Below are 14,945 nucleotides of genomic sequence, written 5' to 3'. Positions count from 1 at the left end.
ATGATATTTCAAGCGGATTGCTTTGAGGGTAAGCGGTTTTTAATTACAGGAGGGAGTAGCGGTATGGGTGCGCATATCGCACTTAGCCTCAATGCACTTGGTGCGGAAGTCTTTGCACTCGGGCGAGATACACAAAAGCTAGAAAGCAAAAAAGAACAAGCACATAATCAAGATAACTTTATCACCATTACACAAGATATGAGTCAATTTAAGGGTTTAGATAAGACGATTCTCAATCTCGCCAAAGAATATGGCAGCTTTGATGGTGCCGTGCTATCTGCTGGTATCCAGCAGACAGCACCGATACAATCGGTGCTGTCTGTCGAATCCGCCACCGCACTTTTTGATATTAATTATTTTGGGAATCTCCAAGTGCTGAAAGGCTTACTTGACAAAAGGGCAAAAAGCAATGAGGGGGCGAGTTTCGTATGGATTAGCTCCAATGCAAGTGTGAAAGCATACAAAGGGATAGCAAATTATTCAGCGAGCAAAGCAGCGATTAATGCGGCGGTAAAATCTATCGCCCTTGAAATTGCTCCAAAATTTAGACTTAATGCTATATCGCCCGGCTTCGTGCTGACTGAAATGATAGAATCGTGGAAAAGCGTGTATAACGCACAATATATCGATGATATGGATAAACAATATCCGCTAGGGATTGGCTCGGTGGAGAAAGTAAGTCCGCTTGTCTGCTTTTTGCTAAGCGGCGATTCTGCGTGGATAACAGGACAAAATATCGTAATCGATGGTGGAGGGAGCTTATGATGTCTCAAAATGACAAAGTAACAAGTCGTCATTGCGAGGAGCGAAGCAACGAAGCAATCCATAAAGAAGATTCTACATACAATCAAATAAGTAAAATTTTACAAAAAATACTTATGGATTGCCACGCCTTGATTTCATCAAGGCTCGCAATAATGAAACAATATCAAGTTTCTTTGCAAAAGCTCGCAATGACGATAAGAATCTGGGAATTTTCTACACTACCCTATATTATCATCTCCAATATTTTTCCCTCCTTTACTCTATCCTTCTCTACACCAAGCATAGCTATAATCAAGTATTTTTTGCAAAATATTTGCTTATGGCTCTATGCCATATTATTATTTTCACAAGGAGAGAATTATGACAAAACAAGAACTTTTCAACGAGCTAGAGGATATTTTAATGCTTGATTTAAATACCCTTAAAGCCGAAGATATGCTTGATAGTTTTGAAGATTGGGATTCTATGGCACATTTGAGTTTAATCGCCCTTTTTGACTCAAAGCTTGGTAAAAAAATCAAACCCGATGAGATTAGAGGACTAAAGAGTGTGCAAGATATACTTGATTTGGCTGGTATCAAATGAACTGCACGCTTAACAATGTAAGTATAAGACATATTACCTCGATTTTGCCCTCACTCAAAAAAGATAATTTCACAAATCCCTATTTTGATGAAAAAGAGATTAAGAAAATCATCAAGACCACGGGGGTAAAGACACGATATGAGCTTGCACGCGATAAAGAATGCGATGAGACTTTGCTTGATTTGTATGTAGAGTCTGGCTTAGATACTCTCCAAAAGCTTGATTGGAGCAAGGATAGTATCGATGGCGTGATTGTCGTATCACAACAGCACGAATACAAACTCCCTGCGACAGCGTGTATCTTACAAGATAGGTTAGGGCTACACAAAGAATGTCTTGCTTATGATGTCGCTATGGGTTGTAGTGGCTATGTGTATGGCTTGTATGTCGCGATGAGTCATATCGCTGCAAGTGGTGGGGAAGTGAAGCGAATCTTACTTTTTGTCGGTGATGCACCCTCAAATGTTACTTACCATAAGAACAAATCTATTGCTATGCTTTTTGGTGATGCGGGGAGTTGCACTGCCATAGAATACAATCCAAATGCAAAGCAATCATACTTCCGCTTTAAGACGCTTGGCGAGGGATACAAGGCGATCATCTTACCTTATGGAGGATTGAAACAGCCACTAGATTCAAAGTCGTTTGATGAATTTATTGATGAAGATGGCAATGTCAATATCCCCTCTTGCTCCCTTATCAAAGGGATTGAAGTATTTGATTTCACCATTGAGGAAGTTCCAAGCAATATTGAGGCGATTTTGCATTTCGCAAAACTCCAATCAAACGACATAGAGAGATATTATCTCCACCAAGCAAATAAAATGATAAATGAATATCTCATCAACAAAATGCAAGTAGCGAGCAAATCCCCTATCAATATCGATAAATTTGGCAATACAAGCTGTGTGAGTATCCCTCTGCTCTTATGTCATAATCCACACAATCATATCGCAGAATCTCGCTCGCTTTTTGCTGGCTTTGGTGTGGGGCTAAGCGTGGCTATCGCGATATTGCAGGATTTGGACTTCAGCACCAATATTTTATATCACACAAAGGAGAAATAATGAAAGAGAGAATCTGGGACTATCATACGCAAGAAACACAGGATTTAGAGTTTGAATATCTTTTTAAGCCATTTTGGCATTTTGGTTGTCATACAAGCGAAGTGGCAAATAATAGGGATTTCATCACACTTAGGGCATTTGACTTTGAGATAATCATCTATAACGACAATGGCAATATCATCGCATTTTATAATATCTGTCCTCATCGTGGAGCGAAACTCATCACAAATGAAAGTGGTGAAAATGCAAATTGTGTGAGTGGCAACTGCAAAATCAAATGCGAGTATCATCATTGGCAATTTAGCAATGGCAAGCTCCTTATCCCGGAGAGAAATGAATTTAGCGAGTATGGCAATCTTGATTTATTGAGACTTAAAATAGTGCATTGTGGGGATTTTATATTTTTTAGCGATATGCCAAAGATGAGCTTAGATGAGCAACTCGGGGAATTTTACGATGAACTTACACAATGTAGCACAAGTATCAATCATCGCATTGATATAAATACAAAGTCAAGATTCTATTCAAATTGGAAAATTGGGATTGAAAATAGTATCGATGAATATCACCTCACTTTCGTGCATCCGCATTCACTCGGTGCATTGGAGCTATGGGATACCCCACGATATTCATCGCTAAATTCCAAAGGGTGCTGTGAAGTTAAAAATGAAAAAATCAAGAAAAAGCTTTTGAAAAATAAATCTCTATTTTTAGATTCTAACTACTATGAAGAAATGTATTTTAGCTATTATCTCTTCCCTTTTAGCGTGGTAAGCTCGACTTTTGGATATAGCTATGGTATCCAAAACTTTTTCCCACATACGCCACAAAGCACGCATTTTGTCTCACGAAGCTATAATGTCAAGTCAAAAATCGATACAAGTATATTTGATGATGGTGTTATCACGATGAATAGGCAAGTCTTTGATGAAGATTCTGTGCCGACAAATTTAATCACTACGAGCAAATATCTCAATCCCAAATTCGTCTATGCTAAAAAACTAGAAAAACGCATACTTGTATTTCAAAACACTTACAACAAATACATCAATGGGGGGGGGGGGGTAAATGGATAATGTATTTCAACTCAAAGACAAACTCTATATCATTACTGGTGCAAGCAGTGGCTTAGGGAGAGAGGCTTGCAAGTTTTTGGATTTACTTGGAGCTAAGGTTATAGGTATCGCAAGGCGAGAGGAGAGACTGAAAGAATTGCAAGATGAATGCAAAAATTTTGATTACAAAGTCTATGATTTTATCAATCAAGAGGGAATCAAAGAGCTAGTAGATTCTATTGTAAGTGAATATGGCAAAGTTAGTGGTATGGCGTATTTTGCAGGAGTGAGTGATATTTCTGCCTTGCGTTCTTTGAATATGCAAGAGGCAAAGAAAGTCTTTGATATTAATTTTTTCAGTGCATTAGAGCTGATTAAAAATCTCTACGATAAGCGTAAATCGCAAGATTTAAGTATCGTCTTAATCTCCTCTGGCTCACAATTACAAAGCATATCAAGTATGAGTGTGTATGATTCAAGCAAAGGAGCTTTGAATGCCCTTGTCGTAAGCTTAGTAAAAGATTTGGCGAAATTTGGAGGGAGGATTAATAGTATCTTACCCGCCCATGTAGAGACAGAAATGACTGCAAAAGCACAAGAAATACGAAGTGAAGAATACAATCAGGAACTAGAGAGAACCTATCCTCTTGGGATTGGAAACTGCAGCGATGTGGCAAATCTCACTGCATTTTTACTAAGCCCACTTAGTCGGTGGATAACAGGGCAAAAAATCTCTATTGATGGTGGTAGAGGCGTGTATTAATGCGTCTCAAATAGAAAGAAAGGTGTAGAATAATGGATAAATTATTTATTTTTGGCTGTGGCGGATATGCCATAGAGATTCTTGATATGATTTTGCTACTTGAGAAGCAAAAGGATTTTCGATATAAATTCGCTGGCTTTATCGCTGATAGAGAATTCGTAGAAGCAGACTTTGCACAACGCAAAGATTATCTAGGCAATATTACAGAATCTCATATTGCAAAGGGGGATTCGGTTGTCCTTGCAATTGCAAAGAATCTTAACTTTAAGCAAAAAATGGCAGAAAACTTTAGGCAAATGGGAGTGAATTTCCCAAATATTATCCACCCATCGTGCTATGTGCATACGAAAGATATTGGCGAGGGGAATATTATCGAGATTTATTGCGGTGTTTCCAGAGATGCAAAAATCGGTAGTTTTAATCTCCTCAATGGAATGAATATCATGGGGCATCACGCAAGTATCGGTGATTTTAACTCACTCAATGGCTATGTCTCAATGCACGGATACGCTCAAGTGGGAGATAAAAATATCTTTGGGATAAGCTCTTGCTTGCTCCCCAAAGCACAGATTGGGAATAATAACATAATCGCACCCGGAAGTATCATCTACAAAAGATTCCGCGATGATAATCTCATTAGTGGGAATCCCGCTACCGCACAAGCAAAAATATAAAAACTATTTCTAGAGATGGGGATAGAATTAAAACTTAACTTTTACCTCGGATTCTGTTTTATTTCGAATATTTAAAATATAGAAATTATAAATTATTATGAGATAAGTAGTAGTTTGACATATTAATCCATAGAATCTTTAAAATATTGTTGTGGCATGTTGTTTTGACAAGCAATCATGGAGTGTGTTTTAATCCCTTATTTTATATTGATACCATACATAAAGATGTAATTTTTAAGTCATTCTATTTGGAATGAAGAATGATATTATAGATAGTGCTTTATTTATATTTATTTTGGTATTTATAAAAATATAATATAATTAAAGGCATTTTTTAGTTTAAAGGAGAATATATGCGATTTAATTCAAAGATTCAATATGTTTTATTGACTTTCATGATGACAGGAATTTTCTCACTAGGTCTTGTTGCTTGTGGTGATTCTAAAAGTAATTCACAAGAAACAAGCAACGAAAAGAATGCCAGTGTAAAAGTTTCTCACGAATCTCAAAATAGTCTTGAAGAGATTAAAAATCGTGGTGTTATACGAATTGGTGTCTTTAGTGATAAGCCACCGTTTGGTTATACAAATAAAGATGGGAAATTTGATGGATTTGATATTTATATTGCAAAGCGCTTTGCAAAAGACTTGCTTGGTGATGAGAGCAAGGTTGAGTTTTTACCTGTTGAAGCAGCTGCGAGACTTGAATACCTTAAAGCAAATAAAGTTGATGTTATTATGGCAAATTTTACACAAACTCCTGAACGATCTAAAATTGTAGATTTTGCAAAACCATATATGAAAGTATCATTAGGTGTAGTAAGTAAAAATGGTGAAATTACTTCAGAGGAGCAGCTTTACAATAAAACTCTTATTGTAAATAAGGGTACAACAGCAGATATGTATTTTAGTAAAAAAGCTGATTTTAATCTCTTGAAGTTTGATCAAAATACGGAGACCTTTCAAGCATTTTTACAAGGTAAAGGAGAAGCTCTTTCACATGATTCTACTTTACTCTTTGCATGGGTAAAGGACAACCCTGCATATAAAGTTGGTATTGCAGAATTAGGAGAACAAGATGTAATTGCACCAGCAGTTAAGAAAGGAAATCAAGAATTACTCGAATGGCTCAATGCTGAAATAGATACATTATTACAAGAAGGATTTTTTATTAAAGCATATAAAGATACTTTATCTTCTGCATTTGGTAATGATGTGAAACCTGAAATGGTAATTTTTACAAAATAGTTTTATTGTGCAAAAAAGATTCTTAAACTTATGGGTTACACAAACAATTATGTTCATTGTATGTAATCAAGACTACTTATTGTATGATAACTAATTTTTAGTTGTTTGTTTTGGTTACATTTTGTGAAAATTTTTGAGGTATTTTTATTTTTTGGTTGATTTTGCTTTGTTTCTTCGTTCCTTTCAATAAGAAAAAGATTTGGAATCCCAGCATTTATACCTGCCTCAATATCGCTCATTTTATCTCCAATCAAATAAGATTGGTTTAAATCTAGTTGAAAATGTTCTTGTGCTTGCGTTATCATTCCTATGGCAGGTTTGCGTCTCAGTGTATCATGCAAAAGAGGGCAAAAATAGATTCTATCAAGGAAATAACCAAGCTTTTTAAAAATTTCATTTTGCATATATTTACTGATATGTAAAAAATCAAATAGAGTATAATATCCCCTTTCTATACCAGACTGATTGGTAATAACAATTAATTTATAATTCTTGCTTTTAAAATATGAAGCACAAGTAAAAAAATCTTCATAAAATATAAAATCTTCTATTTTATATACATAATGAGAGTCTTGATTAATTACGCCATCTCTATCAAAAAAAACTGCCTTATTGATTTTATGCATACATGTTCCTTATTATAAATTTCCATATTGTTATAGAATCGGATTTTAGAATAAATTATTGAACTTTAAAGAATTATCAATGTGTTGTTAAAAGATTCTAGGATTTATTAGTAGAGAAATTATATAATGATAGCATTTTTATTTTTTCACAAGGAAACAGAAATGATAGGCAACATAGTTTTACAAATCGGGGCAGGTGGCGTAGGCGGTGTGGTAACGCACAAAATGGCGATAAATCGTGCAGAGGCATTGCAAAAAGCGGGGCTAAGCGTAGATTCTATCAAAAACTATAAGCAAACAGAGAGTGGAGATTCTCAAGGCGGCGTATTCTCTCGCATAATCCTAGCCTCTCGCACGATAGATAAATGCAAGGCAATCGCAGATTCTATCCGCGCAAAGGGCTTAGGCGAAATAGAAGTCGATAGCGTCGATGCAGATAATATAGAATCCATAGTCGCCCTTATTGAGAAATATCGCCCGAAACTCGTAGTCAATGTCGCGCTCCCCTATCAAGATTTGAGCATTATGGAGGCGTGTTTGCGGACAAAAACGCATTATTTAGACACGGCAAATTACGAACACCCAGATGCCGCACATTTCGAATATAAGGAGCAATGGGCGTATGATACGCGCTACAAAGAGGCGGGGATTTTCGCACTTTTAGGAAGTGGCTTTGACCCGGGCGTAACGAATGTTTTTTGCGCCTACGCCCAGAAACATTATTTTGATAGCATAGAATCTATTGATATTTTGGATTGCAATGCCGGCGACCACGGCTATGCGTTTGCCACGAATTTCAATCCAGAAATCAACTTACGCGAGGTAAGCTCTAAGGCAAGATATTGGGTAGCAAACGATACTCAAGCAAAAATAAGCGAAATATCCACAGAATCTAATCTCGCCCTCAACCCCGACTTGAAACAAGACACAATCTATCGCAAATTTGAGCGTGAGGAGAGGCATTGGGAAGCGGAAGTGCAAGCAAAGGAAGAGGCGAAATTCTCCAAACAATCTGCGATTTCTCACTCAACCTTGAAGAATGAAAATTATTGCAAAGGACAATGGCGTGATGTCGCTCCTTTGGCGTTGATGAAAGAGTGGGATTATAAAGAAGTGGGCGTGAAAAATAGCTATCTGCTCTATCATGAGGAGCTAGAATCGCTCATTCGAAATATCAAGGGATTGCGTAAAATCCGCTTTTTTATGACTTTTGGAGAATCTTATCTCACGCATATGAAGGTGCTAGAGAATATCGGCTTTTTGCGTATCGATGAGGTGGCGCACAAGGGCGGGAAAATCGTGCCTATCGAAGTGCTAAAGACCTTGCTCCCAGACCCAGCAAGTCTCGCTCCTCGCACAAAAGGCAATACGCATATTGGCTGCTATATCAAAGGGCGAAAAGACGGCAAAGAAAGAGTGATTTATATCTATAATATTTGCGACCACGAAGTGTGTTATAAAGAAGTCAATGCGCAAGGCGTGAGCTACACGACAGGTGTGCCGGCGATGATTGGGGCGAAGCTCATAATGGAGGGCAAATGGGGCGTGGGTGCAAAAAAGAATGTGGCTTTCACTCAATCTTCACAGGAGCTTGAAAAATCCTCAATCGATAGGCAACAAGCCTTATCTCAATCGAATTTTTCTGCACAACCTGCAAATCTTAAGCAAAATCCGCATTCTTTGGATATTGATATAGAATCTTACAATAAACAACGCTTAGAGATGAATCGCGATATGCCACAGGGCGGGGAATATCAGGGGGTGGATAATGGGGCGGAGCTACAAGAAAATATAAAATATTGGATTGTATGTTGTCAGCCACAATATTTTAATGAGCAGTGTGGTGCTAAAGGGGAAAAGATTGGTAAAAATGGTTGGTGTTGGTTTGGTGAATATGAAGGACGCTTGCAAAAACATCACTCTTGTTTTGAGGAAATGAAAATAGGAGATAGAGTGCTGTGCTATGTTTCTTCAGATAAAGAAAATGATAAATCAGAAAAAGTTCATGCGTTTCGTGCTGTGTTTTCAATATGCAATAAAGATGAAGAATATGTGTATTTAGCATTTGAATATGGCATCAATATTAGCCCAAGTGAAATCACACAAGATATAGTTGATTTATATAAAGGTGAGGGAACATATTCAGCTTTTACGAATTTAGATTGGGGGCAAAGTGGGAATAATTGGTTTAATGGCACATTTTTTAAAACTACGAAGCAGCAATTTGAGGGGATTGTAGGCAGAAAAAATTGCGTGGTTCAAGGCAGTGGTGTGTGGAATATGGAGCAAAACGACCCCGACCCCTTCATGCACGAGCTTAATTTGCAAGGGCTTCCTTATGTCGTGTGCGAGATAGATTCTCAAGGCGAAGTGAGAGTGCTAGAAGATGGGAGGAGGTAAGAAAATTATTAACGATATTTAGCCAAAATGAACGATTTGTGGAATTTGTTGGGAGTCTCACAATAGAGATAGAAAATTACAAGAGATTCGTTGAAAAAGATAGCTCGTATGAAGATTATACTCAATCTAAATATAATTTTACACTCCACAAAAGTAGCACTATGCTATAATAATGGCTTTATCTACTAGAGGCGATATAATCCTTAAGGAGTGATTTTGCAGGAGCTAAACACAGAGAAATTATCATTTTTACGCAACAATCTTTTTACAAGCTATACGCTTATGGTGGATTTTCCACAGATTTATGATTTCGCTAAATACAAGAGAGAATCTTGCCACGCATTAGAGCAAATCAAAGCTATTTATGATACAGAGAGATTTAAAGCCCAAAATGAACATCAATTTGAAGATGAGTTTATCACAAAAGTTTTAGAGATTCTTGGTTGGAGCTTCATTCGCCAAGAGGAGAAAATCATACAAGGCAAGCTAGAGAAGCCAGACTTTCTACTCTTTAGCTCCACAGATTCTAAAAGCGATTATGAATCTATCCCCAAAGATGAGCGACACGCGACAAATGAATATATCTCTATCATTTTAGAATCTAAAGCATATAGTGTGGAGGTGGATAGTAAAAAGGTCAAAGACAATCCACATTTCCAGCTTTTACGCTATCTTAGTAGCCTCAAGCTTGATTATGGATTTCTTAGTAATGGCAGAGTGTGGAGATTCTATGATAATTCCAAACTAAGCAGTAACAAAATCTTTTATGAGATTGATTTAGAATCTATCGTGCTATGCGATGATGTTGAGTTGAAAAATAGGGCGTTTGATTATTTCTATCATATCTTTCACGCACGCAACTTCGCAGTGCAAGATTCTGCTACACTCACAATACAAACTACGCTAGAGAAAAACAATCAAGCCAAAATCGCCATAGAGGACGATTTGCAATCAATCATCTATGGGATTAATGGTAAAGATTCGCTTTTTGAGAAAATTGGGGCGTGTATTTATGAGAAAAACAAAGAAGTAAGCTTAGAGGAAGTCTATCAAAACTCACTTTATTTTATTTTTCGTTTGCTTTTCATCGCGTATTTTGAAGATAAATTCGATGAAGTCTTAGCTAAGCACTCTCATTTTAATGACGCAATGAGTTTGCAAAAACTGCTTGTATCAATGCGAGATTCTAAGGATAAAGAGAGTTTTAAGCTCCTCTCCAAGCTTAATAGTATTTTTAAGATTTATGACAAAGGCGAGCCGAATTTAGATATTCCAATCTTTAATGGAGGGCTATTTGATGAGAGCAAAACCAAGCTTTTATCCACGCCCAAAATCTTTAATGATGAGGTTTTGTATGGTATCTTGCACGAGCTTTTTACTTACAACAATGGCGTTTCTGTCTTTAAGCGAGATTATTGCACACTTAGCGTTACGCATTTAGGCACGATTTATGAGGGCTTACTCTCGTATTTTTTCAATATCGCAAGTGAGGATATTTACTATATCAAATATATCCAAAGAGGCAAGAATAAAGCCGAAGAGATTGAGGGCTATTTCGATAGCTATGATTTGAGAGCGATAGAGAAATCACACAAGATAATAGGCGATGTGCAATCCTACACCAAAGGGCAAATCTATCTCAAAAATACAAGCAATTCACGCAAAAGCACCGCGAGTTTCTACACACCAGAATCTATTACCAGTTTTTTAGTCGAATCTGCCCTGCAAGATAATCTTGATGATAGCAATATTTTAACATTTAAGATTTTGGATAATGCCTGTGGGAGCGGACATTTCCTCGTCAAAGCACTCAATCTCATCACGCAGATTGTCATAGAGAGATTTGATTCTTTTCCTTCACTGCACGCACTCTATGAGAGAGAAAAGCAAAGTATAGAATCCCATATCACTGATTATATTCAAGGCTATGTCATTGATGAGAGCGATATTGTCAAGCGACTCCTTTTAAAAAGAGTGATTTTTGGGATTGATTTAAATCCCTTTTCTATCGAGCTTACTAAGCTTAGTTTGTGGATTGATAGCTTTATCTTTGGCACACCGCTAAGCTTTATTGAGCATCATATCAAATGCGGCAATGCCCTTATCGGCACGACTATCGCGGAGTTTAAGAGATATTATGATGAATTACAAAAGATAAAATCAAAAGGCAAGGGAGCAAAAGCAGGAGCGAGTCTCTTTATCGATAATTTTTTAGATAGATTTAACACCCTAAGCGAAATATTTGAGAAGCTTGATTGCCTCAAAGACTCAAATGAAAGCGAGATTACAGAATCCAAGCGAATCTATAATGATGAAATCAAGCCTACTTTGGATAACCTCAATCTCTATCTCAATTATTTGAATGTAAAGGGATTTGTCAATGCAGTGGAGAGAAAGCGACTTGATAGCTTAGAATCTTCGGGACTTGAAACTATCTTAGAAGATTCCAAGCTTAAAGCAATCATACAATCCTATTGCGAAAAATATCGATTTTTTAACTATGAGATAGAATTCCCCGAAATTGTAACAAATAATAATTTTGTAGGATTCCAAGCTATCGTAGGCAATCCGCCGTGGGATAAGACGAAATTTAGCGATAATGACTTTTTCCCACAATACCAAAGCAACTACCGCACCTTGAGTAACTCTAAGAAAAAAGAAATCGCTACCAATCTCCTAAGCAAAGCCTATATCAAGCGTGAATACGATGAAGCAAAGGCATTGATAGAATCTAGCAACAACTACTACAAGGCACATTATCCGCTAAATGCTGGAAGTGGCGATGGGAATCTCTTCCGCTTCTTTGTCGAACGCAATCTCTCTCTGCTCGCGCCACAAGCGAGGCTCAACTATGTCCTGCCGAGTGCATTGATGTTTGAGGAGGGGAGCTATGCCTTGCGTAAGGAGATATGGGAGCAAAGAAAATTAGAGTATTTTTATAGCTTTGAAAATCGTGAGGGCATATTTCATTCTGTGCATCGAAGTTATAAATTCGCGATGATGAGTGTAGCCAATGCTAAAGCCCCTACAAAGCATACGATAAGGACGATGTTTTATAAGACTGACATCAACGAAGCTATCGATGCGCATAAGTCGTTTGATAAACTTGCATTGAAAAATTCGCCCAAATCTAAAAAAATCAAATCCAAAAAGCTTGAATCTGCAACAACTCAATCCAAACAAACCAAATCTACAAATCCCACAAAGAGCGACAAAACCCCTCCAAAAAGCAAATATGATGAGATGAGTGTGGAAGAATTGCAAGGATATGCTGCTAAGATTATCCATATCGATTTTGCCACGATACAAGCCCTTAGCCCCAATCAACTCGCCTTAATGGAGCTACGAAGCGGAGAAGATTTAGCAATCCTAGAAAAATGCTATACGAGATTTAGCCCGCTTGATTCTCAATGGCTGGATTTTCGCCGAGAGCTTGATATGACAAATGATAAGGATTTGTTTATAGAATCTCCTAGTGATGGACTACTGCCACTCTATGAGGGCAAAATGATACATCAGTTTAACGCACGATTTGAGAATGCCCAATATTTCTTAGACAAAGAGGCGTTTGATAGGCGTCTAAGGAGTAAGGAAATCTATCGCTTGAAGCAGGATTTGGGTATCGATAGTAAAGAATATGAGAGGATTATAGAATCTCTGCTTAGTCGTCATACTGATAATCCCTCTCGTCATACTGAGGCGGTAGCCGAAGTATCCACAGAATCCAATAGTCATTGCGAGGAGCAGGGCGATAAAGTAAGACATTCCTTTCGTCATTGCGAGCATAGCGAAGTAATCCAAAAACAAAATATAGATTGCCACGCAGATAAATCGGCTTGCAATGACAAAGTAAATGCAGATTCTATGGATTGCCACGAGGCTAAAGCCTCTCGCAATGACGAGTGCGACGCACGAAGTAAAACCCATAACCCAACCAAAGAATCCAATCGTCATTGCGAACGCAGTGAAGCAATCCAAAATGCGACTAAGCCTACCAAAGAATCGATAGAAGATTCTATAATCGCCTATGATAGGGAGTTTGTGCGATTAGGATTCCGTGCGATTGCAAGGGATACCGATGAACGCACTTTAATATTTAGCCTTTTACCAAAGGATTGTGGTTTTGGTCATAGTATGTTTGGGGCGAACCCTAAACAATATATTTTAGATTCTAAGCAAATAAAGATAAAGGCTATCTCAAATCTTAGAATCTTATTTGCATTAGGATTGCTTAATAGTGTAATTGTGGATTTTATCGCAAGGGGTATGGTGCAGATAAATGTAAGTAAAACTTATTTACAGAGAATCCCGCTCCCACAGCCAAGCGATGAGGAGATAGAGAGTGATAGCGTGTATAGTCAAATCGCGAGAAATGCCCTTATCCTGCAACTCTATAATGACAAAGCGGGGGATTTCGCAGAGCTAGCAAGTGAATTTGCGATAAGCAAAAATGAAATCCCAAAGACACGCAAGCTCTACGACACACTGCGTGCGAGGAATGACATAATGATAGCCAAACTCTATGGGATTACAAAGGAGGAATTTTGCTATATCCTCGATACATTTAAGGTGCTCAATAACAAACAACCACAATATGTAGCAATATTGAAAGATTTGTGGGAGTAGAGATTATAAAAATGACAAAGTCAAATTGTTGCAATATTAGGTATTATGTGATTGTAGGGGAGGTTATGAGATAGATGATTTTAGTTTGAGATTATTTAATATTCACAAGCTTTCAGCTATAATTTCTTTGTGATTTTAAAATGGAGTATATTATGATAGAGGATATAATTATAAATAACTTTAGAGCAATCAAACATTTAGAGTTAAAAGGTTTTAAAAAAATCAATATTTTTGTAGGTAAGGCAAATATAGGAAAAACCTCTGTTTTAGAGGCAATATATGTGTATCTCAGGGCAAATCCAGAGGCTATTTTCCCTATTTCTGAATCAAGGAATATGCTCAATGAGGAAGATTGTTTCGAGGGATTTTTTTATAATTATGATTTAACAACAGATATTGTTTTAGTAAGTGGCAGTAATACATTAAAAATTAGCCCCAATAAAAATATTGAGCATTTTACATTAGTCGATATAGGACAGCGTCTAAATATTAATGGATTAAGTTTTGAAATTAATAAGCAAAAAATGTCAATAGTAAAAACTAAACCGCGTGAATTTAATCTCAATATAAAGAGAGATAATAAAACACCCATAAAATATGAAAAAACTGAATTTATTTCTAGTGCATATTCTGTAAGAGAAAAGATTCTTATAGTAAATCTAAAAGACATTATAGAATCTAAAGAAAAAAGAAAACAACTTGAAAAAGTTTGCAAGGATTTTTCAAAAGATATTGTTACGCTTAGATTTAGTGCAAATAAAATTATGGTTGAGCAAGAAAACTTATCGCATGATATAAGTTTGAGACTAATGGGAAATGGATTTCAAAGCTATATTACGATTCTTGTTGCTATTTTAGCTAATTGCAAATATATTATTATTGACGAAATAGAGAATGGATTACATTTTGAAAGTATCGCACTACTTCTTAGAGCTATGCTTCATGCAAAAGATGTGCAATTCTTCGTTACTACACATAATGAGGAGTTTTTAAAGAAGCTAAATGAAGTCTTAGAACAAGATGAAAATATAGCTATTTTTAATCTTTACAGAAAAGATGAGGAGCTTAAAGCGATACATTATAGTCAAGAAGATTTTATATTAAACATTGAACAGAATAATGAGATTAGGGACTAGG

13 protein-coding genes are annotated in these 14,945 nt (G+C 36.8%); 12 read left to right on the top strand and 1 reads right to left on the bottom strand.

The window, feature by feature from the left end; translation table 11 throughout:
* The 8 genes from CQA53_RS03450 (at position 1) to CQA53_RS03415 (ending at position 6,156) form a co-directional block, all read left to right on the top strand.
* Positions 1 to 765, top strand: a complete 765-nt coding sequence (locus CQA53_RS03450; RefSeq protein WP_245945609.1) for an SDR family NAD(P)-dependent oxidoreductase — start codon at positions 1 to 3, stop codon at positions 763 to 765.
* Entirely contained in the window at positions 762 to 1,175 is a 414-nt protein-coding gene (locus CQA53_RS03445; protein WP_181882343.1) for a hypothetical protein, read from the top strand. Before CQA53_RS03450 ends, CQA53_RS03445 begins: the two co-directional genes overlap by 4 nt.
* Complete coding sequence (locus CQA53_RS03440; RefSeq protein WP_147289992.1) at positions 1,126 to 1,350, top strand: acyl carrier protein; 225 nt, start codon at positions 1,126 to 1,128, stop codon at positions 1,348 to 1,350. Before CQA53_RS03445 ends, CQA53_RS03440 begins: the two co-directional genes overlap by 50 nt.
* Entirely contained in the window at positions 1,347 to 2,417 is a 1,071-nt protein-coding gene (locus CQA53_RS03435; protein ID WP_115542631.1) for a 3-oxoacyl-ACP synthase III family protein, read from the top strand. Before CQA53_RS03440 ends, CQA53_RS03435 begins: the two co-directional genes overlap by 4 nt.
* Entirely contained in the window at positions 2,417 to 3,493 is a 1,077-nt protein-coding gene (locus CQA53_RS03430; RefSeq protein WP_115542630.1) for a Rieske 2Fe-2S domain-containing protein, read from the top strand. The genes CQA53_RS03435 and CQA53_RS03430 overlap by 1 nt, the downstream gene beginning before the upstream one ends.
* Positions 3,486 to 4,235 carry an SDR family NAD(P)-dependent oxidoreductase gene (locus CQA53_RS03425; RefSeq protein ID WP_115542629.1) on the top strand — a complete coding sequence of 250 codons (750 nt, stop codon included), beginning with the start codon at positions 3,486 to 3,488 and terminating at the stop codon, positions 4,233 to 4,235. Before CQA53_RS03430 ends, CQA53_RS03425 begins: the two co-directional genes overlap by 8 nt.
* Before the next feature lie 32 nt (positions 4,236 to 4,267).
* Positions 4,268 to 4,909 carry a PglD-related sugar-binding protein gene (locus CQA53_RS03420; protein WP_115542628.1) on the top strand — a complete coding sequence of 214 codons (642 nt, stop codon included), beginning with the start codon at positions 4,268 to 4,270 and terminating at the stop codon, positions 4,907 to 4,909.
* 353 nt (positions 4,910 to 5,262) lie between these two features.
* On the top strand, positions 5,263 to 6,156 hold the full coding sequence (locus CQA53_RS03415) for a cysteine ABC transporter substrate-binding protein (protein ID WP_181882342.1): 894 nt from the start codon (positions 5,263 to 5,265) through the stop codon (positions 6,154 to 6,156).
* Between the two features lie 53 nt (positions 6,157 to 6,209).
* Here the strand turns inward: CQA53_RS03415 and CQA53_RS03410 are convergent, their stop codons facing one another.
* Positions 6,210 to 6,782, bottom strand: a complete 573-nt coding sequence (locus CQA53_RS03410) for a D-glycero-alpha-D-manno-heptose-1,7-bisphosphate 7-phosphatase (RefSeq protein ID WP_115542627.1) — start codon at positions 6,780 to 6,782, stop codon at positions 6,210 to 6,212.
* Positions 6,783 to 6,944: 162 nt separating this feature from the next.
* Between CQA53_RS03410 and CQA53_RS13215 the strand changes: the two genes are divergently transcribed.
* The 4 genes from CQA53_RS13215 to CQA53_RS03395 all read left to right on the top strand — a co-directional run bounded on the left by CQA53_RS13215 (position 6,945) and on the right by CQA53_RS03395 (position 14,944).
* Positions 6,945 to 9,182 carry a saccharopine dehydrogenase family protein gene (locus CQA53_RS13215; protein ID WP_245945608.1) on the top strand — a complete coding sequence of 746 codons (2,238 nt, stop codon included), beginning with the start codon at positions 6,945 to 6,947 and terminating at the stop codon, positions 9,180 to 9,182.
* A complete protein-coding gene (locus CQA53_RS12160) occupies positions 9,128 to 9,352 on the top strand; it encodes a hypothetical protein (RefSeq protein ID WP_147289991.1) in 225 nt (74 codons plus the stop codon). Before CQA53_RS13215 ends, CQA53_RS12160 begins: the two co-directional genes overlap by 55 nt.
* A gap of 112 nt (positions 9,353 to 9,464) precedes the next feature.
* Positions 9,465 to 13,808 (top strand): Eco57I restriction-modification methylase domain-containing protein, encoded by a 4,344-nt coding sequence (locus CQA53_RS13210; RefSeq protein WP_245945624.1) that lies wholly within the window; start codon positions 9,465 to 9,467, stop codon positions 13,806 to 13,808.
* Positions 13,809 to 13,960: 152 nt separating this feature from the next.
* On the top strand, positions 13,961 to 14,944 hold the full coding sequence (locus tag CQA53_RS03395; protein WP_181882341.1) for an AAA family ATPase: 984 nt from the start codon (positions 13,961 to 13,963) through the stop codon (positions 14,942 to 14,944).
* Position 14,945: the final 1 nt, after the last annotated feature.

It is taken from the genome of Helicobacter didelphidarum, from assembly GCF_003364195.1.
Lineage (GTDB): Bacteria > Campylobacterota > Campylobacteria > Campylobacterales > Helicobacteraceae > Helicobacter_A > Helicobacter_A didelphidarum.
The sequence above is the reverse complement of the archived record's forward strand: the minus strand, read 5'-3'. Positions and strand labels throughout refer to the sequence as shown.